Origin of the sequence: Oceanobacter mangrovi, from assembly GCF_019740315.1 — a bacterium.
GTDB classification, from domain to species: Bacteria; Pseudomonadota; Gammaproteobacteria; order Pseudomonadales; family Oceanobacteraceae; genus Oceanobacter; species Oceanobacter mangrovi.
This window is the reverse complement of the sequence record NZ_JAHXZR010000015.1, coordinates 1-23,567: the sequence shown is the minus strand read 5'-3', so window position 1 is coordinate 23,567 and position 23,567 is coordinate 1. Positions and strand designations below refer to the sequence as shown.

Sequence of the window (23,567 nt, the reverse complement as noted above, 5' to 3'; positions counted from 1 at the left end):
CTGCGACAAGGCTTAAACAGGGTTAAAACTCGTAGCTGACGCCGAGGTTCAGCTTGCGTGGGGCTCCATAACGGTACTGACCGCTGGAGCCGACCTGGCTGAAATATTTCTTGTCGGTCAGGTTGGCCACATTGAACTGGGTCGAAAGCGCCGGGGTAATCTGATAACGAGCCATCAGGTTAATCAGGGTAAAGCCCGGTTGCTCAACGCTTGGGCCATAAATGCGGCCCTGCCAGTCGGCACCGCCACCCAGCGTCAGGTTGTTCAGCTCGAGGGTGGTAAACAGGTTGAAGGTTTCGCGGGCATGGTCTGAGTTGATATCGAGTTCACTAATATCCTTTGATCGGAAATGCTCATAGCCTGCGTGGATTTGCCAGGTGTCGGTCAGATTACCAACCACTTCGATTTCTCCACCTTTGGTATCTGTGCTGTTCGCCTGTCGATAGGCATCTTCACCTCCGACAACATTGCCATCGGTGTCGTATTGTTCTGTTCCTTTGACGTAGGTGCTCAGTTTTTGTGCAACGTTACTTTGGACGGTGCGGTAGAAGGTAACGGTCGTTTGCAGTTGGTCATCCAGCCAGCTGCTTTTCAAACCAGCCTCCCAGTTTTCTCCGGTGAGGGCGTCGATTTGCCGAGCTTCATAGGTACGGTAATTTTGCGGCATAAAAATAGTGGTGTAGCTGGCGTACAAACGCTGGGTTTCTGTCAGGTCGTAGAGTACGCCAACATAGGGGATCAGCTCTCCAGTGTTACCGAAGTTGGTGTCTTCGCCCCAGCTGTTGCCGCTGCGGTTCCAGCTGGCAATACGGGCACCGACAATGGTTTTCAGGGCGTCCGTAATGTTCAGACGGGTGGCAGCATAAACACCGGTTTGAATAGTACGCATCGACAGGGTTTGGGTCGCAGTGTCTTCCCATTCCGGTTCAGCCGAACTGCCATCCCATTCATAGAAGTTGCCGGAGCTCGGGTAGCTCAGCTCGTTGTATTCCCATGTCCGTGCCGTTTGTACGGAACGTTGGGCACCCAGGGTGAACTCGTGGTAATTGCCACCCAATTCAAAGTCACCTTGCAATTGCACATTGAGGGTGTCCTGACGGCTGTAACCGTAGGAGTTGATTGGCCAGGTGACGAGGCCTTCACCGGTTTCTTTATCGAGACCAGTACTCGCCAAGGTGTACATATACAGAAGCTTGGTATCTTTATCGTAAATCAGGCGGTTGGCCGTGGCTTTTACCAGCCAGCCGTTGTCGAGAGTGTGCTCCAGATTAACGAAATAGTTGGTGCCCTTGGTTTCCCACTTGGTCCAGTCGGCGGAGGTAGTCTTGGAACGCTCCCAATCGGTCTGGCTGCCGTCGCTGAAATTGCTTGGCAGTGATCCCCAGGTCACCCCGGTCGGTTCATGGTGATCCATGCTGGCACCGGCGCGCAGCAAGGTGGTGGCCGTCAGGTCGGCTTCAATGGTGCCGTACAGCACAGTGCGTTTTTCGTGGTAGAGATCCTGCCAGGAATCCTTGCTGGCTTTTTTGGCTACCAGACGGCCACGAATACTGCCGCTGTCGTTGAGGCCGGAGCCGACATCAACCAGCAGTTCTTTTTTGTTCCAGCTGCCCACCGAGGCATCAATGGTGGCGTGGAATTCATCACTGTCGGCGTGTTTGCGAACAAAGTTGATCGATGCCGATGGATTACCAGCGCCCGTCAGCAAGCCGGTGGCACCACGCACAAACTCAACCCGTTCGTACATGGAAACGTCGGCGATGGTTTCGCCGGAGTCGCCACCCAATGACCATGACAGCGGCAGGCCATCAACCTGGTAGTTGGAAACATCAAAACCACGGGAAGAGAAGCCGTTACGGACGGTGTCTGTGTCGGTACTGGTGAGGCCAATGGTGCTGCTGACCACGTCCTGAATGGTTTCCAGCTGCTGGTCTTTCAGACGCTGGGCGGTAAATACCGTCACCGACTGCGGGGTTTCCAGCGGTTTCAGGCCCAGACCTGTGGCGGTATCCAGCTGCTCACGTTCGATATAACCACCGACGGCGACCACTTCTTCTATGGCACTGTAATCATTGACGTCGGTTTGTGGCTCGGCTGGCTCGTCAATGGTGAAGCTGGTGCCACCAATACGGCGGGCCTGCAGGCCAGTACCTTGCAGCAGGATTTGCAGTGCTTCTTCAACGTCATATCGGCCCTGCAACGCCGGGCTTTGCAGACCCTGCAGTGACACGCTGCTGGCGCTGATCTGGAAATGGCTTTGCAAGGCCAGCTGACGCAGGGCATCGGTTAACGGCATGGCGGCGATGTCGATCACCAGCTGCTGTTGCGGCGCGGTTGGGCTGGCAGCACTGGCGGTATTTGCAAGCGGAGCCAACAAGGCAGAACTGATGGCAACAAACAGCAACTGACGACGAATGGATGGGTGGTTCGGCAAGATCCTGGCTCCTTCTCTGATAATCTTTGCTTTGATTTACAAATAAGAATCAAAATCAAAGCGTTTTATATAGAGACGCAGGCCAGCATCAAAACCCGTAAAAAAATTTCAGATTTTTATTACATAGCCGTTCCAGACGGGCCCCAAAATCGAGTGGAAGGTTGCAGGGGCGTATGGATACCGGATCAAGTCCGGTATGACGAAGGCTGGGAAAATCGTCGTCGTTCCAGGCGAGCCCCGGCGGGATCTGGACTCCATACAGCGGCTGCAACGCCGCATGGATCCTGAAGCAAGTTCAGGACGGCGGCTGTGCTTCCGGTGTTAGGCTGACGCTCAGCGGTTTGCTACTGCGAGGGTTTCCGTAACGCCGGGCGCAATACCAGATGGTTGCCATCGGCTTGCTGACGCATATCGGCCTGCAGCTGGAACAGCTGCATCAGGGATCGAATGGCTTCATCCGTGCGGCTGATAAAGTAGGTGGCAGTCACCGGTGCTTGCGGGCTGGGCAGGTAGCGGGTGTCGATCTGGTAACGGGTATAGCGGTTGATTTCCGCCAGTACCTCGACCAGTGGCTGTTGATCGAAAATCAGGCTGCCAGTTTGCCAGGCCAGTGTGCGTTGTGCTGGCTGTGACTGTACGGCACCGGGTACGCCTTGTAACACAGCGACTTGCTGGCTGGCATTCAATACCAGTGACTGGCGCTTGTCGCCAGTCACTGCCACCACGCCTTCGGTGACTGCAATGGTGACTTGTTCATCGTCCTGTTGGCGGACATTAAATGCGGTACCGACAGCGCGGGCTCTGGCACCATTGGCCTGAACCACAAATGGCCGCGCCGGGTTATGGGCGACCTGAAAAAAAGCTTCGCCATGCAGCAGGCGGACGTTGCGTTGTTCGGCGCTGAAGTCGATGGCTATTTCGGAATCCCAGTTCAGCGTCACCTGACTGCCATCGGGCAGGGTGTGCTGCTGAACCTCACCGTAACCGGAGCGGAATTGCTGTTGCCAGTTTGCTGCGCTACTGGCGCTGGCTGTCTGGAGGCTGCTGGTGGGCTGTTGCCAGAGCGTCAGGCAGGCGACAATCGCCAGACAACTGATGGCGGCCAGTGCTGCACCGGCTCCAAGCCAGTTGCTACGGGGCTTGGCAACAGTGCAGGTGTGAGCTTTGTTTGCAGGTTGTTTGGCAGATTGATACGTGGGGCTGGCGACGTCGCTCAACTGACCCATTAACAGCCAGTCTTCGCTGGCTTGTGCCAGTGCCTGGCGGTGCTCAGTGGATTGCTGTTGCCATTGTTCAAGCTGTTGTTGCAGCTGTGCGGCGGCTTCGGTGGATTCCGCCTCGTAAAAACGGCGAATCAGGCTGAAGGCCTGATCATCCAGCGATAACTGTGAGTGTTGATCCGTCATGTCGCTCAGCGCCCTGCTGATTCACTGTGGTTGGCTGGATTGCCCTGCTCGCTGTCGCGCAGGCTTTGGCGCAAGCAGCGAGTGGCGGTTGCCAGATGTTTCTCCACCGACGACAGGCTGATATCCAGCTGTTCAGCGATCTGTTTCTGACGCTGGCCGTCAATGCGGTAGCGCCAGAATACCTCGCGGGTCAGTGGCGGCAACTGTTGCAAGCGTTGATTCAGTTGCTGCAATTTGAAGCTGGCCAGCGCTGCGGCCTCAACATCATAACCGTCTTCGTCCTGCTTCAACTCGCCGTATTCATGTTCGTTTTTCAGGCGGCTTTGCTCGCTGCGAAAGTGGCTGATCACCTCGTTGCGGGCAGCTTGGTACAAATAGGCTTTTTCGTCTTCAATCTCGCTGTTATCCGGCTTGCGCAGCAGTTTTTCGGTCAGCTGCTGTAACAGGTCAGCGGCGGTATGAGGGCAGCCGACCCGACTGGCCAGGAAATACAGCAAGGAGTTTTCCTGTTGTCGCAGTACCGTAAAAAGACTGGTGAGGGATTTCATGCTGAGGTTGTCAGAGGCCATGATAATTAACTGAGATTAATTATCATTATGACCTCGATCAAGAAGTTTGTCAGTATGTAAGTCTGCTGATCCGGCTGACAATGGCTCCAGTCTGCACTGGCTGCGGCGGCGAATCAGGAAGAGGGTGGCTGGCCACGTTGCCCGGCAATGGCTTCCGTTTGGGTCAGCTTGCCGTCACGGATAAACTCCAGCTGGATCTTGTCGCCCGGCCGCAGGGCAGCAATCTGGTTCATTGAAGCGCGGGCGTCACTGGCATCAAGCTCGTTGATCTTGACGATGATATCGCCAACGGTCATGCCGGAATGGTCCGCTGGGCCGTCTTCATAAATACCGGTCACAATCAGTCCTTTGAGGGCATCCGGCAGAGCCAGTGCCGACAACAATTTGGGTGTGGCTTCCTGCACTTCAATACCGAGCCAGCCACGAATGGCAACGCCGTGTTCAGAAATATCCTTCACCGTACGCTCGGCCAGTTCGACCGGAATGGCAAAACCAATCCCCTCGCTGCCGCCACTCTGGGAATAGATGGCGGTGTTGATGCCGACCAGTTCCCCGCGGGCGTTGATCAGGGCGCCGCCGGAGTTACCGGGGTTAATGGCAGCGTCGGTCTGGATATAGTTTTCGTAGGTATTCAGGCCCAGCTGGTTACGGCCAGTGGCGGAAACAATGCCCTGGGTAACGGTCTGGCCAACCCCAAACGGGTTACCAATTGCCAGCACGACGTCACCGACCCGCAGCTTCTGCGAGGTCGCAGCGGTAATGTGTGGCAGTTGGTCGAGGGTAATTTTCAGCAGTGCCAGATCGGCTTCCGGGTCGGTACCGATCAGGGTGGCCTTGGATTCACGGCCATCGTGGAGGGCGACAACAATCTGGTCGGCGTCCTTGATCACGTGGTTATTGGTAAGGATATAGCCGTCGGAGGTCATGATCACACCAGACCCCAGGCTCGACTGGATGCGCTCATCCGGCTCCGGGTCTTGCTGGAAGAAACGGCGGAACAGTGGATCATCGTAGAGCGGGTGCAGTTTGCGCCGTACCACCTTACTGGTATAAATATTCACCACCGCCGGAGCGGCCCGTTCGACCGCATCGGCGTAGCTGGTAATCACGGTTGGCTGCACAATCACGTCGCCGCTGTCGGCAGTCTGGCTGTCCGTCGTCAGCACTGACGCGGTGGTTGTGTCATTGGCTGCGGGTAGCGCCGGTTGCAGTGGCGTTACCCAGCCGGGCGCCCACAGCAATACCATCAGGGCGACGCAGAGACCAACCAGTGCAGGCACGAGCAATGTGTTAACGAGCGAGTGTCTTGCCATGCAGGGTCTCCGGAGGCTGGTTGTCTGTCGCCGCCAGACCAAAAACGAACCGCTGGCGCGAGGCGGTATTTTGCCAGTACTGCCACAATAACGAAAACAGTTATGGAGTTTCATGTTGGAAGCTGCAATCGATCGTCAGCAATTGCTGACCTATCTGGAAAATCTCTTACAGTCCCGCAAAATCCATGATTATTGTCCCAATGGTCTGCAGGTCGAAGGACGAGAGCGCATTCAACACATCGTCACCGGTGTGACCGCCAGTCAGGCTCTGATAGAAGAAGCTATTGGGCTGGGAGCCGACACCCTGCTGGTGCATCACGGTTACTTCTGGAAAGGGGAAAATCCCTGTCTTACCGGCATCAAGCGCGAACGTCTGAAAGCCCTGTTGGCACACGACATTAACCTGATCGCCTACCATCTGCCGCTGGACGTACATCCGGAGCTGGGTAACAACGCCCAACTCGGTGATCTGCTGGAGCTGGCCGTGACTGGCCCGATTGATCCGTTGAATCCAGCTACTCCAGGGCTGATTGGCAAGTTGCCACAGCCGATGACGGCTGCTGAATTCGCCGCCTTTATTGGCGAAAAACTCGATCGCCAGCCGCTGCACATTGGTGAAGACGAAGACATTATCGAAACCATCGCCTGGTGTACCGGTGGTGCCCAAAGCTATCTGCAACTGGCCGTCGATGCCGGAGTCGATGCCTTTGTTACCGGCGAAATCAACGAACCGGCAGTGCATCTGGCACGCGAAACCGGCACCCACTTCTTCAGCGCCGGACACCACGCCACCGAACGCTACGGTGCTTTGGCGGTTGGCCAGCAACTGGCCAGCGAATTTGGTATTCAGGTGACTTTTATCGATATCGATAACCCGGTCTGATTCCGTAGGTCTGATAAAGACGCGCAGCGGCTGCCATCTGACACTGCGCTGTTGGATGGCGCTCGCTTAGCCCGTCTACTCTTCGGCAGTGGTAGGGTGTATTCGCTGCAGGCGTAATACACCTGCCCTTACCAGATCGGCGCAATCGACAGCGCAACCAGCAGCAACACCGAACCAGTGGCGCTATCCAGAATCTGCCAGTGACGTGCTGAAGTCAGATAAGGCCGCAGCTTTTTTGCACCACTTACCAGAGTGATAAACCACAGCGCCGAGCCCAGTCCGGCACCCACCACAAATACCCCCGGATGCGTTTGCTGGGCACCAACGCTGCCAATCAGCACTACGGTATCCAGATACACATGCGGATTAATCAGCGACAGCGCCATTACCTGACCGGCACTGCGCCACGGGCTTACCGGCGTTGACGGTCCGGCCGCCACCAGAGTATCGCCACCTTGCCAGGCGCGGCCAAAGGCCTGCGCCGCCAGCCATAACAACAGGCCAACACCCATCCAGGTCAAAATCGGCACCAGCCCGGGAATCCGCCCCTGAATATAGTCGAGGCCAAACACCCCGGCGGAAACCAGTACAACGTCCAGCGCGATACAAACCGAGGCAATGGTCCAGGGATTTTCTCCGCGCAGACTCTTTTGCAGCACCCAGGCGTTCTGGGCGCCGATCGCTACGATCAGCCCCATGGTGACCGCAAAACCGGTCAGGGCAGGTTGAAATTGAAAGAACAGGTCGTTCATGGTGATTCAGTCCAGAAACAGGGATCAGGGAAACACGATTGGCTGCAGGCAACGGATGGTTGGCAGGTTACGAGTGGTGGTGATATAAGTCCAAGGAATAAATCTTATGTAATATAAGAGAAACTTATGATTGATTATCGGGCGCTCGAAGCGCTGGTGGCGGTGATTGAAGCTCGTGGTTTTGAACGTGCCGCCCAGCGTTTGAACATCAGCCAGTCGGCGGTCAGCCAGCGTATCCGCCAGCTGGAATTCAAGCTCGGCCAGCCGGTGTTACTGCGCACAACCCCGCCGCGGCCTACCGAACTGGGCCAGCGGCTGGCCAACCATTTGCAGCAAGTGGCCCAGCTGGAGCAGGGGCTGTTGTTGCCGATGGAAGATGAAAACCACAGCTTGCGCATTCGGCTGGCCGTGAATGCCGATTCCCTCGATACCTGGTTACCGGAGGCGCTGGCGGCTTCGCCGGATTTTCAGCGTATGGACTTTGAAATACTGGTGGAAGATCAGGACGTTGGCTTGCGACGGATGAAAAATGGCGAGGTCATGGCCTGCATTTGTGCCACTGAAGCGCCAGTGAATGGTGGCCTGGCGATGCGGCTTGGCACCTTGCGCTATCGGGCCTTTGCCAGTCCGGCGTTTTTGCAGCGTTATCAGCTCGATCAGGTCGAGCCCGCGACACCATTGTCACAACTGCCGAGTCTGATTTTTAACCAGGACGATCAGCTGCAACACCGGTTTCTGCGTACGGTTTCGCCGCAGCAGCCGGAACCCGGCCGCTACCATATTTGCCCGTCGTCTGAAGGTTTTATCCGCATGGCACTGGCCGGACTGGGCTACGGCATGATGCCGGAAATCCAGGTAGCGGAATATTTACAGGACGGTCGCTTGCAGCAAGTGGTGCCGGGTTATTACCTCGACGTACCCTTGTACTGGCACTACTGGCAAACCGAGAGCCCGGCCTTGAAAGCCTTGAGGCAAACGGTCGCCAGAGTGGCGCAACAATCGTTGGTGCTGGTTATTTAACCTTGCTCAGCTTCCATACCCCGAATACCACCAGAACCATACCGGCGATGCTGTAGAGCGAGAGCGGTTCGTCCAGCAGCCAGACTGCCAACAGCGTTGTGGTAACCGGCCCCAATGTGCCGCTCATGCTGGTTTTTTCTGGCCCAATACGGGCAATGGCTGTGCTGACCAGAAAAGATGGAATCACGGTGGCGAGAATGGCCAGTGCCAGAACTCCCAGCCAAACGGTCTGGCTGTAATCCGGTAGCAGATCCAATGGCTGGCCTTCAATTATTGAAGTCAGACTGTTGTTGATCAGCGTTGCCAGCGTCGCACTGGTCATGGCGACACTGGTGAACATCACACTGCCAAGTTCGGCAATGCGGCGTTTGCTAAGTAATAAATAGAGCGCAAAGGACAGCGCACTGCCAATCACCAGCAAGGTACCCTGGATCAGTTCGGCGGTATTGTTGGCGAACGCCATGGCGGTGTCCCTCGAGACTTCCCGGCTGACCATACTGAGGTCATTGCCGTACATAAACAGCAAACCCGCGTAGGTAATCGCCAGTGGTAGCAGAATGGCGCGCCGAAACGGCTGGCCAAAAAACACGATGCCGAGCAAAACCACCAGTGATGGATAGGCGTACAACACCAATCGTTCAAGCTGGGCACTGACGTACTGCAAGCCGAGCAAGTCCAGTAACGACGCCAGGTAGTAGCCCAATATCCCGACCAATGCGGCGCGACCAATTGCTGCAAGCGTTGGGCGTTGTTTCATTTTCAGCAGGGCTACATAGCCGATAACCAGATAGAACGGCAGGGCGATCGACAGCCGTAGCCACATCAACGGCAGCGTATCGACGCCCAGTTCGTACAGCCACTTGATCAGGATTGGCTTGGTAGAAAACAGGGTGGCGGCGCATAACGCCAATATCAGGCCAATGCGTTCTCTGCTGGCAGGTGCCGGAGCTGCGGTGTTCATAAAGATCCTTTTGAAACGGAAACCGATTAAATCTCAAGGTTCAGGGGTGACAAAATGGTGTGGCAGCAGGGCATGGTATTCGGTCTGGTGGCATGCACTGGCCAGACCGATGAGTATGTTTGACTCAGCTGCTGGCGATTATGGCTTGCGCCATAGCAGGGATGGTTGCCAACAGGTAAGCCAGGATGGAACAGGCAGGGGCTGTGCTGAGAAAAGTGAAACGGTGGCATTAACAGACAGCAGCACACGTGACTTGTAAACAAGCCGTGAGCAGGGCGCCGAGGTGTTGGTCTGTATGATTGCCATTATGGATTGTGTTCTCGCACCGATTATTCGGGACTATCTCGTTTGGAAGTTGCGCTTGGGGCGACGGCAGCCAAATTGGCCATAATTGCCAATCCGGTGCTGCATTTACGGCCAGCCGTGCGAATCCATTCAAACTAACATGACTTTCTTTGCCTCAACAAGGCCAAACAAATTTACCCGAATTGTCGAGTCTGGTATCCTGCCCTCCCATCTTGAGTGAAGGTTCTTCACCTTCCATTTTGATATTTCAATCTCTTTTCGCGGACCCTCTATGACACGATTTATCTTTGTCACAGGTGGTGTTGTTTCTTCGTTGGGGAAAGGCATCGCTTCTGCATCTCTGGCTGCCATTCTGGAAGCCCGTGGCCTCAAGGTCACCATGCTCAAGCTTGATCCCTACATCAACGTCGATCCTGGCACCATGAGCCCTTTCCAGCACGGTGAGGTGTTTGTGACTGAAGATGGCGCTGAGACTGACCTGGACCTGGGTCACTATGAGCGTTTCATCCGTACCACCATGTCTCGTCGCAACAATTTCACCACTGGCCGTATCTATACCGACGTACTGGCCAAGGAACGTCGTGGCGATTATCTCGGTGGTACTGTGCAGGTAATTCCTCACATCACTGATGAAATCAAGCGTCGTGTTCTGGAAGGTGGCGAAGGCTCTGACGTTGCGCTGGTCGAGATCGGCGGCACCGTTGGTGACATCGAATCCCAGCCATTCCTGGAAGCAGTTCGCCAGATGAAGGTGGAACTGGGCTCCCGTCGTGCGCTGTCGATTCACCTGACGCTGGTGCCTTACATTGCCACCGCAGGTGAAACCAAAACCAAGCCTACCCAGCACTCGGTTAAAGAGCTGCGTACCATTGGTTTGCAGCCTGACGTACTGATTTGCCGCTCTGATCACAAGATCGAAGCATCGGCACTACGCAAGATCGCGCTGTTCACCAACGTTGAAGAGCGTGCGGTGATTCCTCTGGAAGACGCCGACACCATCTACAAGATTCCTCGCATGTTGCACCAGGCTGGCCTGGACGACCTGATCGTTGAAAAATTCGATCTGTCCTGCAAGGAAGCCGACCTGTCTGAGTGGGATGCCGTGGCCGATGCCAAGCTGAACCCTGAAAAGACGGTCACCATTGCGATGGTTGGCAAGTACATGGATTTGCTGGATGCCTACAAGTCGCTGATCGAAGCCATTGATCACGCCGGTATTCACCACCGCGCCAAGGTCAACGTTCGCTATATCGATGCCGAAGACGTTGAGCGTAAAGGAGTTGAGATTCTGTCTGACGTTGACGCCATTCTGGTGCCAGGCGGCTTTGGTAATCGCGGCGTTGAAGGCAAGATTCGTACAGTCCAGTACGCTCGTGAGAACAAGGTTCCATACCTGGGTATCTGTCTGGGTATGCAGGTCGCTGTGATTGAATTCGCTCGTCACGTGGTGGGTTGGGAAGATGCCCATTCTTCCGAATTCAGCTCTGACAGCAAGCACCCGGTAGTGGGTCTGATTACCGAATGGAAAGATGCGTCCGGTAACGTTGAAACCCGTACCGAAAATTCCGACCTCGGCGGCACCATGCGTCTGGGTGGTCAGGAATGTGTGCTGACGCCTGCATCCAATACCGCCAAGGCTTATGGCGCAGATGTCATTGTTGAGCGTCACCGTCACCGCTACGAGGTGAACTCATCACTGGTACCAGAACTGGAAGCAGCGGGTCTGCGGATCGCTGGCCGCTCTGTTGATGGTGAGCTGGTTGAGGTTGTTGAAGTACCGGATCACCCATGGTTCGTGGGTTGTCAGTTCCATCCGGAATTCACCTCGACTCCACGTGATGGCCACGGCCTGTTTGCAGCCTTTATCGCTGCAGCACTGGATCACCAGGCTACAAAATAACCAAACGGCAGCTTGCCTTTGCACGCCGTCGGACTTTACGGTCTGACGGCGTTGGCGTGACTGACCGATTGCCAAACTTACTTATGGAGAACTTACATGGCGAAGATTGTTGATATCAAAGCGCGCGAAGTGCTGGATTCCCGCGGTAACCCGACTATTGAAGCAGACGTGACTCTGGAAGGCGGTTTTTTTGGTACTGCCTGTGCCCCGTCCGGCGCTTCTACCGGTACCCGTGAAGCACTGGAGCTGCGCGATGGTGACAAGGCTCGCTATCTGGGTAAAGGTGTACTGACTGCCGTTGCCAACGTCAACGACATCATCAAGCCTGCCCTGATCGGCATGGATGCAACTGACCAGCGCGCGCTGGACACCAAAATGCTGGAATTGGACGGCACCGAGAACAAGTCCAAGCTGGGCGCCAATGCCATTCTGGCCGTGTCTTTGGCTGCTGCCAAAGCTGCCGCTGCTGCCAAAGGCGTTGAACTGTACGTTCACATCGCTGACATCAACGGCACTCCAGGCGTCTACTCCATGCCGGTTCCAATGATGAACATCATCAACGGTGGTGAGCACGCAGATAACAACGTTGATATTCAGGAATTCATGGTACAGCCAGTTGGCGCACCGACGTTTGCTGAAGCCCTGCGTTGTGGCGCGGAAATCTTCCACAGCCTGAAGAAGGTTCTGAGCTCCAAAGGCCTGAACACGGCTGTGGGTGACGAAGGTGGTTTTGCTCCAGACCTGGCTTCCAACGCTGATGCTCTGGCGGCTATTAAAGAAGCCGTTGCCAACGCTGGCTACGAGCTGGGTACTAACGTGACTCTGGCTCTCGACTGTGCCTCTTCCGAATTCTACAAGGACGGCAAGTACAACCTGTCTGGCGAAGGCAAGGTGTTCTCGTCCGAAGAATTCTCTGACTTCCTGGCCGAACTGTGCGACCAGTACCCAATCGTTTCCATCGAAGACGGTCAGGATGAATCTGACTGGGATGGCTGGAAATACCAGACTGAAAAACTGGGCTCCAAGGTACAGCTGGTGGGCGACGATCTGTTCGTAACCAACACCAAGATTCTGTCTGAAGGCATCGAGAAAGGCATTGGTAACTCCATCCTGATCAAATTCAACCAGATCGGTTCCCTGACCGAAACCCTGGAAGCCATCAAGATGGCCAAGGACGCTGGTTACACTGCCGTGATTTCTCACCGTTCCGGTGAAACCGAAGACAGCACCATTGCCGACCTGGCAGTGGGTACTGCGGCTGGCCAGATCAAGACCGGTTCCCTGTGTCGTTCTGACCGCGTCTCCAAGTACAACCGTCTGCTGCGTATCGAAGAGCAGCTGGGTGCCAGCGCACCTTACAACGGTCGGAAGGAAATCAAGGGTCAGGCATAATCCGCCTCTTCCCTGAATGACAAAACCGGGCCTTTGCCCGGTTTTGTCTATTTTAGCGCTGTGAGTTTTGAGTCGCAGCCAGCTGGAAGTGTCTGACAGGAGATAGCTGATGACGGAGCAGCCTATGAGTGTGATGACCCAACGGATTTTGCTGGCAGTCGGACTGGTACTTGCGCTGTTGCTGCAATTCCGCATCTGGTGGGATGACAGCGGGGTGTTGGCCAGTCGTGAGCTGGATCAGCGCATCGGTCGTATTGCTGAAGACATTCGGGTACTGGATGATCGCAATCACCAGATGCAGCTGGAAGTTGAAGACCTGCGCCACGGCTCGGCAATTCTGGAAGAAAAAGCCCGCGAAGACCTGGGTCTGGTACGCGATGGCGAAACTCTGATTCTGTTTGTAGAACCTGAACAATGACAATATGGCCCTTGGTCGTTGCTGCCGGGGTTGGCTCCCGCATGCAGGCGGATCGTCCCAAACAATACCTTTCCCTTGATCAGCGCTTGCTGATTGATCATACCCTCGCTACCTTGCTGGGCTACCCGCGTTTTGAACAGCTGATGCTGGTATTGTCTGCCGCTGATCCTTATTGGCCAGCCAGTGAGTTTGCCAGTGATCCGCGTATTCTGCGGGTTGACGGTGGTGCCGAGCGTTGTTATTCCGTACTCAATGGCCTTGAGGCTCTGGCTGAACTTGCCCATGAAGATGACTGGGTACTGGTGCACGATGTCGCCCGTCCCTGTTTACGTCACAGTGATCTGGATTTATTGCTGGCTGACCTGCAGTTGCCCGGCGCGATTCTGGCAAGTCCAACTCGCGATACCATGAAGCGTGGGCGTCTGGCTGTTGATGGTTCCGTCGAAATCGACCATACGGTTGAGCGTGACCAGCTCTGGCATGCGCTGACGCCACAGGTATTCCCGCTGGGGCTGCTGAGTCGGGCATTAAAACAGAGTCTGGCTGACGGCTTTGTGGTAACCGATGAAGCCTCGGCGATTGAACATTTGGGGCTGGCCCCAAAACTGGTGGCGGGGCGGGCGGATAACATCAAGGTCACCCGGCCGGAAGATCTGGCGTTGGCGCAGCTGTTTATTCAGCAGGCCCGGGCGGTTTCAACAACATCCAATAATCCTGAGTGAGGTCGGCTGTGCGTATTGGTCACGGTTTTGATGTGCATGCCTTTGATGAAGGCGATTTCATTACACTGGGTGGTGTTCAGATTGCCCACTCCCATGGTCTCAAGGCGCACTCCGATGGCGATGTTGCCTTGCATGCGTTAGCGGATGCTTTGCTGGGTGCTGCTGCACTGGGTGATATCGGCCAGCATTTCCCCGACACCGATGATCGCTGGAAAGGCGCCGACAGCCGTATGCTGTTGCGTCACGTGGTGACCCTGATCGAAGACCGTGGCTATCGGGTGGGCAATGTCGACGTCACCATCATCGCCCAGGCACCGAAAATGGCCCCGCACATCATTGCCATGCGTCAGGCCATTGCGACCGATTTGAAAGTGCGTCTCGACGACGTCAACGTCAAGTCCACGACCACTGAAAAACTGGGCTATGTTGGCCGCAAGGAAGGCATTGCCGTGCATGCTGTCGCCTTGCTGCTCGAAGCCGGTTACTGAGTTCTATAATTTCCCTGGCAGTCTTTTTTGTGAGGAACCCTGTTCTTGTCTGCTCCTGAAACCCGTTCTGAATACACCCTTGATTGGCCTGCGGCCTGGCCGAACAGCCAATCCAGTGCCATGCTGAAATCACAGCCGGAAGATTTCCTGGTGGTGGAATTACCCTTGTCCGAGCCTTGTGGCGAAGGCGAGCACGTCTGGCTGTGGATCGAGAAACGCGGTGCCAATACCGCTTTTGTGGCGGAGGAACTGGCCCGTTACGCTGCCGTGAAGGAGATGGATGTTGGTTTTGCCGGGCTGAAAGACCGCCATGCAGTGACCAGCCAGTGGTTCAGCATTTATTTGCCAAAGGGTGAAACGCCTGACTTCATGGCGTTAGAGCATCCGGAATTCCGGGTTCTGCGTCAGCAACGTCATAACAAGAAGCTGCGTCGCGGTGATTTGCTGGGTAACCGCTTTGAAATTGCCCTGCGTAATTTCAGCGGCAATCGTGAGCTGGTTGAGCAAAATCTGCAGGCGGTCGCCAGCAGTGGTTTCCCGAACTACTTCGGTGACCAGCGTTTTGGCCACGGCGGCGGCAATATTGAGTCCGGCATTCGTATGCTGAAGCGTGAAATGCGGGTGCGTAATCCGAAGAAAAAGGGCCTTTATCTATCAGCCGTTCGTTCCTGGTTGTTCAACCAGGTATTGGCTGAGCGGGTGCGTCAGGGTAACTGGCTGCAGCGGCTGGAAGGGGACGTCGAGACCGATAATGGCTTGCCAAGTGGACCCCAGTGGGGCCGGGGTAAATCGCTGGTGACGGGCGAGCTCGAACAGCTGGAGCATGCTGTGCTGGCAGCGCATGCGGACATCCTCGATGCGCTGGAACATGCCGGCTTGCAGCAGGAACGTCGTACTCTGGTGGTGAAGCCGGACGCGATGAACTGGCAGTGGCGTGAGGAAGCCGACAATTCGCTGACATTGGTTGTCCGCTTTTGTCTCGGTGCCGGGTATTATGCCACCTCATTATTAAAAGAAGTGCTGACTGTGACCGAGCCTGAGCGTCTGAGCCAGGATCCAGTCGCCAGCGAGGGAGACGATCAGTGACCCATCTGCTGTTATCCAACGACGATGGTGCCCATGCTATCGGGTTGAAAACCCTGGCGGCGGCGTTGCAGCAAGCGGACTATCAGGTATCTGTGATTGCGCCGGACCGTGATCGCAGCGGCGCCAGCAATTCGCTGACGCTCGATCGACCGCTGCACCCTGTCGAACTGGATAACGGCTTCCTCAGTGTGAACGGTACCCCGACGGACTGTGTGCATCTGGGCATCAATGCCTTGTTCCGTGATCAGTGTGAGCGGGTGGTATCCGGTATCAATGCCGGTGCCAACCTCGGTGATGACGTGTTGTATTCCGGTACGGTTGCCGCTGCCATGGAAGGTCGTTTTCTCGATAAAACGCCGATCGCAGTATCGCTCACCGGCAAACAGCACTTCGATACCGCTGCCCGGGTGCTGGTAGAACTTCTGCCGGCACTGGAACAGCTGCAGATGCCTGCCAATAGCATTATCAATATCAATGTCCCGGATCTGCCCTATGAGCAGTTGCAGGGGCACCGGATTACCCGTTTGGGCCACCGTTTGCGTTCCGATAATCCGGTGCTGACGACCAATCCGCGCGGCAAGGACTGTTACTGGATTGCCGCTGCTGGCGATGTTGCAGATGCCGGTCCTGGCACCGACTTTCATGCCATTGAGCAAGGTTTTGTATCTATTACCCCCATCCAGATGGATATGACGCTGCACAGCGGGCTGGACCATCTGCGTGTGTTACTGGACTGACACAGGTACAGGAGAGTAGAGCGTGACAACACAACTGGTGAGCGGAATTGGCATGACCTCCCAGCGTACCCGGGATCGCCTGGTACAGCGTTTACGGGATGCCGGTATTACCAACGAGCAAGTGTTAGCTGTGATGGCGACAACACCCCGTCATTTGTTTATTGACGAAGCGCTGGCTCATCATGCCTATGAAGATACGCCGTTGCCGATCGGTCATGGCCAGACCATCAGCCAGCCTTACACCGTAGCCCGCATGACCGAACTCTTGCTGGCAGACCAGCAACGGCTTGGTCGGGTGCTCGAAGTTGGTACCGGTTGTGGTTATCAGTCGGCCGTGCTGTCGCCGTTTGTCGATCAGCTCTACAGCGTTGAACGTATCGAGCCCTTGTATCAGCGCGCTCGTAACCGTCTTTATGATCTGCGCTATCGCAACGTCAATTGTTCGCTCTCCGATGGCGGCTGGGGACTGCCAGATAAGGGGCCATTCGATGGCATTCTGGTGGCAGCAGCGCCTGAGGTTGTTCCTGAAACACTTAAACAACAGCTGGCCGATGGTGGCCGTATGGTGATTCCGGTGGGCGGCCGCAAGAAGCAGCGTTTGTTGATGATCAGCCGTGATGGTGACGAATTTGTAACCCGGGATCTGGAAGATGCCCTGTTTGTGCCTTTCCTCGCAGGGGTACAACGCTAACTTCTTTCTCTATTCTTTCCGCAAGGATGTTTCATGCACTTTATCTGGTTGTTTCTGAAAGGCATCGCCATGGGATCGGCGGATGTTGTTCCCGGCGTATCCGGTGGCACCATCGCATTCGTTACCGGTATCTATGACGAGTTACTGGGTTCTATTCGCCGCGTTGACCTGCAAGCTCTTCGGTTGTTGTTCAAACAAGGCCCTCTGGCTGCTTGGCGTTATATCAACGGCACCTTTCTGTTGGTGCTTGGCAGCGGCATTCTGACGGCACTGTTCAGCCTTGCCAAAGGTATTCACTATCTGCTGATGCATTACCCGGTGTGGCTGTGGGCTTTTTTCTTCGGGCTTATTGTTGCTTCGGTGATTCACGTTGGTCGTGAGATTCATCAGTGGACGCCAGCCAAGGGTATTTTGCTGTTGTTGGGCGCTGTGATTGCGGGCTATATCAGCACGGCGGCGCCTACTTCTATTGAGCCTAATCACCTGATTATTCTGTTAGCAGGCAGTGTCGCTATTTGCGCGATGATTCTGCCGGGAATTTCTGGCAGCTTTATCCTGTTATTAATGGGCTTGTATGAGCCGATTCTAGCGGCACTCAAAAGCCTGGATCTTGTCACAATAGGCTTGTTTGGCATTGGTGCCGTGGTTGGCTTGATGTCATTTTCGCGTTTTCTGAGCTGGTTGCTTAAAGATTGGAAGGAAGCCACCTTTGCCGTGCTGACCGGTTTTATGGTCGGGTCGCTGCTCAAGGTGTGGCCGTGGAAGGACACACTGACGACCCGGATTGATAGCAAGGGTGAAACAGTACCAGTTTACCAGACCAATATTTTACCAGACGCAGGAACGGACCTTTGGCTGGCCATACTGCTGATGGTTGCCGGTTTTGTGCTGGTTATCGGCCTGGAGTGGGTCGCCAGGCGTCAGCCACAGCCTGCGTTGCAGGGGGAATAAGTCTGGTTTTCACTTGTGCAACAGTGATAACAATGTAACTTTGCCAAATGCTTTGCTTTTTTAGAGTTTTTTGGAATTAGTAATGCTGGTTTAATTCACAGCCACAGAATTGGTTCACTAATGCACCGATTAACGGAAACCTGTCACTCCAACGTGTCAAAAACCAACCGCTCAGGAAAAAACATGTTCCGCCTGGCTGCTGTTACATTAGTCACAATAGTTAGTATGACGACCGGCTGCGCCAGTAGCGGTGGCTTTGTATCGCTAGAGGAAAAATTTGGTAATTCTGAACGAGTGGTCTATAAACAAGGAGGCCACGACAAAAGTCCGTCAGGCCTCTACACCGTGCGAAAAGGCGATACCCTTTATTCCATTGCATGGCGTTATGGCCTGAATCATAAGGATTTGGCACGTGCAAATGGAATATACAGCCCCTATACCATCTATCCTGGTCAGAAAATTGACGTCCGTAATGTTGACGTTAAGGCCGAGGAAGTCAAAAAACCTGTCACAGTCGTTCGTGTCAGTGATCCGTCGCTAATAGCGTCAAAACCTGAGACATCTGTCACAACTGATGCTCAAACTAGTCAAAGTCCGCCAATCGTTCCAGTAGCAGAACAACCATTAAGCTGGGTCTGGCCTGTACCAGGGGTAATAATGGCTCAATTTTCAACCCAAAAGCCTGTCAACAAGGGGATTGATCTGTCCGGGTCACTGGGGGAATCTGTAGCTGCAGCAGCGGCAGGAACCGTGGTGTATGCAGGTCAGGGCCTCAGGGGTTACGGCAATCTGGTGATCATCAAGCATGATGACACCTTCCTGAGTGCATATGCCCACGCAAGCCGCATTCTGGTCAATGAACAAGAAGTTGTTAAAGCTGGCCAGACAATTGCCGAAACAGGTTCTACCGGAACAACCGAAGTGAAACTTCACTTCGAAATTCGAAAAAACGGTAATCCTGTCGATCCGCTGCTGTATTTGCCAAAACGGTAAGCGTCCACTGGATTGCTAATCACTCGTTCTGGCACAGATTCTGTTTGTTTTAGCAGACAGAACAATAATATCAAGGCGGGGGAATGATCATGGCTCTTCAGCAACGTGAACTGAATGACGAAATCTTCGACGAAAGCGAAATGATGGATACTGATGCTCTGGAATCTCGGGCGGAAGAAACTCCTGAGCGGTTCGCTGCCGACTCTTCCTACAAGGAAATGGATGCAACTCAGCTGTATCTCAACGAGATCGGTTTCTCCCCACTGCTGTCTGCCGAAGAAGAAGTGCACTATGCACGTCTGGCTCGCAAGGGTGACGAGATGGGTCGTCGTCGTATGATTGAGAGCAATCTGCGTCTGGTGGTGAAAATTTCCCGTCGTTATATCAATCGTGGTCTGGCACTGCTGGACCTGATTGAAGAAGGCAACCTGGGACTGATCCGCGCGGTAGAGAAGTTCGACCCTGAACGTGGCTTCCGTTTCTCAACTTACGCCACCTGGTGGATTCGTCAGACCATCGAGCGTGCGATCATGAATCAGACCCGCACAATTCGTTTGCCGATCCATGTCGTCAAAGAATTGAATGTCTATCTGCGCGCTGCTCGTGAACTGACCCAGAAACTGGATCACGAGCCAAGTGCAGAAGAAATCGCAGCACTGCTGGAAAAACCGGTGGATGATGTTAAGCGCATGCTGAAATTGAACGAGCGTGTGACTTCCGTTGATACTCCGCTGGGTAATTCTTCTGACAAGTCCATTCTGGATACCATCGCTGATGAACGCAGTGCGGATCCGGGTGAAGAGCTGCAAAACAACGATATCCAGATGAACCTGGAAAACTGGATTGATGAGCTGCCTGAAAAGCAGCGTGAAGTTCTGGCTCGTCGCTTCGGTTTACGCGGCCATGAAGTCAGCACACTGGAAGATGTAGGCCGTGAAATTGGTCTGACTCGTGAGCGTGTACGCCAGATTCAGGTTGAAGCCCTGAAGCGTCTGCGTGAGATCATGGAAGGCCAGGGCCTGACTGCTGAAACCCTGTTTGGCGAAGCCTGATCGGAACTTTCTGAGGGGGAAGTCTCCGTTTCTGCAACTTCATCTGGTCTGTTCCAGACCAGATGAAGCCAATCCTGTCCTGCCGTATTAACGCTCAAGCATATCAATCTTGTTGGGTTTACCGTCCCAGTCCTCAGCATCCGCCAGTGGCTCCTTGCGTTCGGAAATATTTGGCCACACTTCTGCCAACTCGGCATTCAGCTCAATAAACTGTTCCTGACCTGCTGGTACTTCGTCTTCTGAGTAAATGGCTTGTGCCGGACATTCGGGCTCACACAGGGCGCAGTCGATACATTCATCCGGATGAATGACCAGGAAGTTCGGACCTTCGTAGAAGCAATCGACCGGGCAGACTTCAACACAGTCGGTGTATTTGCATTTAATGCAGTTGTCGGTGACAACAAATGGCATGGGATCTCTCCTGATCAGTGCCGGTTATTGGCACATAGCTAAATGGTTATATATCCGAGTTCTGCGCTCGGGATTATGTCGGCGTCATTCTAGGTATAGCAAAAGCGGATCACAAGTGAACAGCCAATTTGGCTGTTCACGGTGGCGTTGCTGTCACAGCAGGGATTTTAATTCGTATAACAACTCGAGTGCTTGTCTCGGAGTCAGGTTGTCCGGTTCCAGTTCCGCCAGGCGGGTTTCCGCTGCTGATGGCAGGCTGGCGAACATATCGTTTTGATAAGGCGATTGTTCAGGCTCGGGGAAGCGCGGACTGGTAGGAGGCAAGCTGCCTTGTTCGAGCTTTTTCAGCTGGCTGCGGGCTTCACTGATAACCCGGGTGGGTACGCCGGCTAGCTGGGCAACCTGTAAGCCATAACTCTGGCTGGCCGGGCCTTGTTCCACAGAGTGCAGGAAGATGATCTTGTCATCATGCTCGGTGGCCTTCAGATGAACGTTGACCACACTGTCGTGATTTTCCGGCAGTGCCGTCATCTCAAAATAGTGGGTTGCGAACAGCGTAAAGGCGCCGATTTTTTCAGCCAGATGTGCTGCGCTGGCCCAGGCCAGTGACAATCCATCAAAGGTACTGGTGCCGCGACCAACTTCGTCCATCAACACCAGACTGTTGGCCGTGGCGTTGTGGAGGATATTGGCAGTTTCAGTCATTTCCACCATAAAGGTTGAGCGGCCACCGGCGACATCGTCGGCGGAACCCATGCGGGTGAAAATGCGGTCAACGGCGGTCAGTTTACAGCTGGCGGCCGGTACATAACTGCCGATATGTGCCAGCAGCACAATCAAGGCGACCTGACGCATGTAAGTCGACTTACCACCCATGTTCGGGCCGGTAATGATCTGCATCTTTTGCTGTTCATCAAGGCAGGTGTCGTTGGCGACAAACGGATCATCAATCAGCGCTTCGACCACCGGATGACGACCCTGACGGATAGCTATGATGGCTTCATCAGTAAACTCCGGGCGGCTGAATTGCAGGGTGTCGGCGCGCTCGCTGAGGTTGACCAATACGTCCAGCTGGGCAATGGCGGCAGCACTGAGTTGCAGCGCTGACAGCTCCATTCCGAGATCAATCACCAGTTGTTCATACAAATGTTTTTCGCGGCTTAGCGCTCGGCTTTTGGCAGACAAGGCCTTGTCTTCAAATGCTTTCAGCTCCGGCGTAATAAAACGCTCGGCGTTTTTCAGTGTCTGGCGACGAATGTATTCGGTCGGTGCGTCAGCCGCCTGGGATTTGCTGATTTCAATGTAATAGCCATGTACCCGGTTGTAGCCAACTTTCAGCGTCGGAATACCGGTGCGGGCTTTTTCGCGGTTCTCCAGCTGAATCAGGAAATCACCGGCGTTTTCACTCAGTCCGCGCAGTTCGTCGAGTTCAGCGTCATAACCTTCGGCAATCACACCGCCGTCACGAATAACCACTGGCGGGTTTTCAATAATGGCTTTTTGTAAGCGCTCAACCCAGTGAGGGAATTCCTGTACGTCAGTCCACAGTTGTTTGGCCAATTGGCAGTCGATGGATTCAAGATCCTGTCGCAGTTCTGGCAAGACGGTATAGGCATCACGTAAACGCGCCAGATCGCGTGGACGAGCAGATCCTAATGCAACACGCGATAGAATACGTTCGATATCGCCGATATTACGCAGTAGTGGCTGCAGATCCTGCCAACGGCCGGAAGACAGTAATTCACTGATAAATTGCTGGCGCTGTTCAAGAACATGCTGCTGGCGGATCGGCCGGTTTAACCAGCGCTTCAGTAAACGTCCGCCCATTGCGGTAGATGTTTTGTCCATCACCCAGGCGAGGGTATGGGAAGTGTCACCTTGCTGATTGATATCGATTTCCAGATTACGACGGCTGGCTGGATCAATCACAATGGCATCATCAGGCAGTTCCACCTGTAATGATCGAACGTGTGGCAGATCATTGCGTTGGGTGTCGCGGGCGTAATGCAGCAAGGCACCGGCGGCCCGTACGGCCTGGGTCATACCTTCGCAGCCAAAGCCACGCAGGTCGCGGGTCTTTAATTGCTGGGTCAATAGCCTGAAACAGGTGTCAGATTCAAAATGCCAGGGAGCCTGAGAGCGGATGCCGTTGCGTTCAGACAGTGCGGCTGGCAGGGTCTGGTCTTCACTATAGAGGAGTTCTGCTGGACGCAGACGTTCAATCTCTGCCAGCAGCTCTGCTTCTCCGGCCACTTCGAGTACAGAGAAACGGCCACTACTGACTTCCAATACTGCAATGCCGGCCTTACCTTTGGAGATATCGTCTTTTTCACCACAGACACAGGTCAGCAGGTTATCGGAGCGTTCATCCAAATAGGCTTCATCAGTCAGGGTACCCGGCGTAATAACCCGAACGACCTTGCGTTCAACCGGGCCCTTGCTGGTTGCCGGGTCGCCGATCTGTTCGGCAATGGCGATAGAAACGCCGTATTTCACCAGCCGGGCGATGTAGTTGTCTGCAGAATGATAAGGAACACCGGCCATCGGGATAGGTTGGCCATCACTTTTGCCGCGGGCGGTGAGGGTAATATCCAGCAGTTGGGCAGCTTTCTTGGCGTCGTCGTAGAATAGCTCGTAAAAGTCCCCCATTCGATAAAACAAAATGGTGTCGGGGAATTCAGCCTTTATCTTGAAATACTGCTGCATCATAGGTGTGTGTGATGATGCTGCCGCGGGCGATGCTTGTCTGGCCATGAAGTACTAAACCGGGTTGGGGTGAACACGTAGCAGGTAAAACCTGAAAGATGTATCAGCGACAGCTTGCAAACAGCTCCGCTCAAACAGCGGCCAAGGTTACCAAACCGTGAAATAGCTGGGTACCGACTGCAGGGTAATTCGCGAGCTGTCTTTGGCTGTTGGCTGAAAATCAGTCAGGAAATAGCTCGATATACCGGATGTAAAAAAACTTTCACAAAGAGATTGACTCAAAATGAGGCGTCCCTATAATGCGCGCCTCTTCACTGCTTCGGCAGCGAAGGACGGCGAAAAGAGTGTGTTTAACCGCTCGGGTCGCCGGATTCTT

At 54.5% G+C, this 23,567-nt stretch carries 21 protein-coding genes; 13 read left to right on the top strand and 8 right to left on the bottom strand.

From position 1 onward, the window contains the following. Positions 1–22: 22 nt before the first annotated feature. The 4 genes from K6123_RS22185 to K6123_RS22170 form a co-directional block, all read right to left on the bottom strand. Entirely contained in the window at positions 23–2,434 is a 2,412-nt protein-coding gene (locus K6123_RS22185) for a TonB-dependent siderophore receptor (RefSeq protein WP_221801723.1), read from the bottom strand. 344 nt (positions 2,435–2,778) lie between these two features. Then, positions 2,779–3,840, bottom strand: coding sequence for a FecR family protein (locus K6123_RS22180; protein WP_221801722.1), 1,062 nt, complete (start codon positions 3,838–3,840; stop codon positions 2,779–2,781). A 5-nt stretch (positions 3,841–3,845) separates the two neighbouring features. Continuing rightward, a complete protein-coding gene (locus K6123_RS22175) occupies positions 3,846–4,409 on the bottom strand; it encodes an RNA polymerase sigma factor (RefSeq protein ID WP_221801721.1) in 564 nt (187 codons plus the stop codon). Positions 4,410–4,522: 113 nt separating this feature from the next. Further along, entirely contained in the window at positions 4,523–5,722 is a 1,200-nt protein-coding gene (locus K6123_RS22170) for a trypsin-like peptidase domain-containing protein (protein WP_221801720.1), read from the bottom strand. A 112-nt stretch (positions 5,723–5,834) separates the two neighbouring features. Between K6123_RS22170 and K6123_RS22165 the strand changes: the two genes are divergently transcribed. Beyond that, entirely contained in the window at positions 5,835–6,605 is a 771-nt protein-coding gene (locus K6123_RS22165) for a Nif3-like dinuclear metal center hexameric protein (RefSeq protein WP_221801718.1), read from the top strand. 128 nt (positions 6,606–6,733) lie between these two features. On the opposite strand, the gene K6123_RS22160 is transcribed toward K6123_RS22165, so the two are convergent. Then, positions 6,734–7,357, bottom strand: a complete 624-nt coding sequence (locus tag K6123_RS22160) for a LysE/ArgO family amino acid transporter (RefSeq protein WP_221801717.1) — start codon at positions 7,355–7,357, stop codon at positions 6,734–6,736. A gap of 126 nt (positions 7,358–7,483) precedes the next feature. On the opposite strand from K6123_RS22160, the gene K6123_RS22155 reads away from it, so the two are divergent. Next, positions 7,484–8,377: a LysR family transcriptional regulator ArgP gene (locus K6123_RS22155; RefSeq protein WP_221801715.1), complete on the top strand. Its 894-nt coding sequence runs from the start codon at positions 7,484–7,486 to the stop codon at positions 8,375–8,377. Here the strand turns inward: K6123_RS22155 and K6123_RS22150 are convergent. Continuing rightward, positions 8,370–9,338 (bottom strand): DMT family transporter, encoded by a 969-nt coding sequence (locus K6123_RS22150; protein WP_221801714.1) that lies wholly within the window; start codon positions 9,336–9,338, stop codon positions 8,370–8,372. The two genes, K6123_RS22155 and K6123_RS22150, sit on opposite strands and share 8 nt — an antisense overlap. Positions 9,339–9,915: 577 nt before the next feature. On the opposite strand from K6123_RS22150, the gene pyrG reads away from it, so the two are divergent. From pyrG to rpoS, 11 genes are all read left to right on the top strand, one after another. Continuing rightward, the gene (gene pyrG, locus K6123_RS22145; protein WP_221801712.1) at positions 9,916–11,544 is read left to right on the top strand and encodes a CTP synthase; all 1,629 of its coding nucleotides are present in this window, start codon (positions 9,916–9,918) and stop codon (positions 11,542–11,544) included. A 96-nt stretch (positions 11,545–11,640) separates the two neighbouring features. Continuing rightward, the gene (gene eno, locus K6123_RS22140) at positions 11,641–12,936 is read left to right on the top strand and encodes a phosphopyruvate hydratase (protein WP_221801711.1); all 1,296 of its coding nucleotides are present in this window, start codon (positions 11,641–11,643) and stop codon (positions 12,934–12,936) included. A 109-nt stretch (positions 12,937–13,045) separates the two neighbouring features. Then, positions 13,046–13,354, top strand: coding sequence for an FtsB family cell division protein (locus K6123_RS22135; protein WP_221801710.1), 309 nt, complete (start codon positions 13,046–13,048; stop codon positions 13,352–13,354). Next, positions 13,351–14,076 carry a 2-C-methyl-D-erythritol 4-phosphate cytidylyltransferase gene (gene ispD / locus K6123_RS22130; protein ID WP_221801709.1) on the top strand — a complete coding sequence of 242 codons (726 nt, stop codon included), beginning with the start codon at positions 13,351–13,353 and terminating at the stop codon, positions 14,074–14,076. Before K6123_RS22135 ends, ispD begins: the two co-directional genes overlap by 4 nt. 8 nt (positions 14,077–14,084) lie before the next feature. Continuing rightward, a complete protein-coding gene (gene ispF / locus K6123_RS22125; protein ID WP_221801707.1) occupies positions 14,085–14,564 on the top strand; it encodes a 2-C-methyl-D-erythritol 2,4-cyclodiphosphate synthase in 480 nt (159 codons plus the stop codon). Between the two features lie 45 nt (positions 14,565–14,609). Beyond that, positions 14,610–15,650: a tRNA pseudouridine(13) synthase TruD gene (truD, locus tag K6123_RS22120; RefSeq protein WP_221801706.1), complete on the top strand. Its 1,041-nt coding sequence runs from the start codon at positions 14,610–14,612 to the stop codon at positions 15,648–15,650. Next, the gene (gene surE / locus K6123_RS22115) at positions 15,647–16,387 is read left to right on the top strand and encodes a 5'/3'-nucleotidase SurE (protein ID WP_221801704.1); all 741 of its coding nucleotides are present in this window, start codon (positions 15,647–15,649) and stop codon (positions 16,385–16,387) included. The genes truD and surE overlap by 4 nt, the downstream gene beginning before the upstream one ends. Positions 16,388–16,439: 52 nt before the next feature. After that, positions 16,440–17,078 carry a protein-L-isoaspartate(D-aspartate) O-methyltransferase gene (locus tag K6123_RS22110; RefSeq protein WP_246624972.1) on the top strand — a complete coding sequence of 213 codons (639 nt, stop codon included), beginning with the start codon at positions 16,440–16,442 and terminating at the stop codon, positions 17,076–17,078. A gap of 33 nt (positions 17,079–17,111) precedes the next feature. After that, entirely contained in the window at positions 17,112–18,029 is a 918-nt protein-coding gene (locus K6123_RS22105) for a DUF368 domain-containing protein (protein WP_221801699.1), read from the top strand. A 183-nt stretch (positions 18,030–18,212) separates the two neighbouring features. Then, positions 18,213–19,022, top strand: coding sequence for a peptidoglycan DD-metalloendopeptidase family protein (locus K6123_RS22100; RefSeq protein ID WP_221801696.1), 810 nt, complete (start codon positions 18,213–18,215; stop codon positions 19,020–19,022). An 89-nt stretch (positions 19,023–19,111) separates the two neighbouring features. Further along, positions 19,112–20,074 (top strand): RNA polymerase sigma factor RpoS, encoded by a 963-nt coding sequence (gene rpoS / locus K6123_RS22095; protein ID WP_221801694.1) that lies wholly within the window; start codon positions 19,112–19,114, stop codon positions 20,072–20,074. Between the two features lie 87 nt (positions 20,075–20,161). Here rpoS and fdxA read toward each other — a convergent pair whose 3' ends face one another. After that, complete coding sequence (fdxA, locus tag K6123_RS22090) at positions 20,162–20,485, bottom strand: ferredoxin FdxA (RefSeq protein ID WP_221801692.1); 324 nt, start codon at positions 20,483–20,485, stop codon at positions 20,162–20,164. A 153-nt stretch (positions 20,486–20,638) separates the two neighbouring features. Beyond that, positions 20,639–23,239, bottom strand: coding sequence for a DNA mismatch repair protein MutS (gene mutS / locus K6123_RS22085; RefSeq protein ID WP_221801689.1), 2,601 nt, complete (start codon positions 23,237–23,239; stop codon positions 20,639–20,641). Positions 23,240–23,567: the final 328 nt, after the last annotated feature.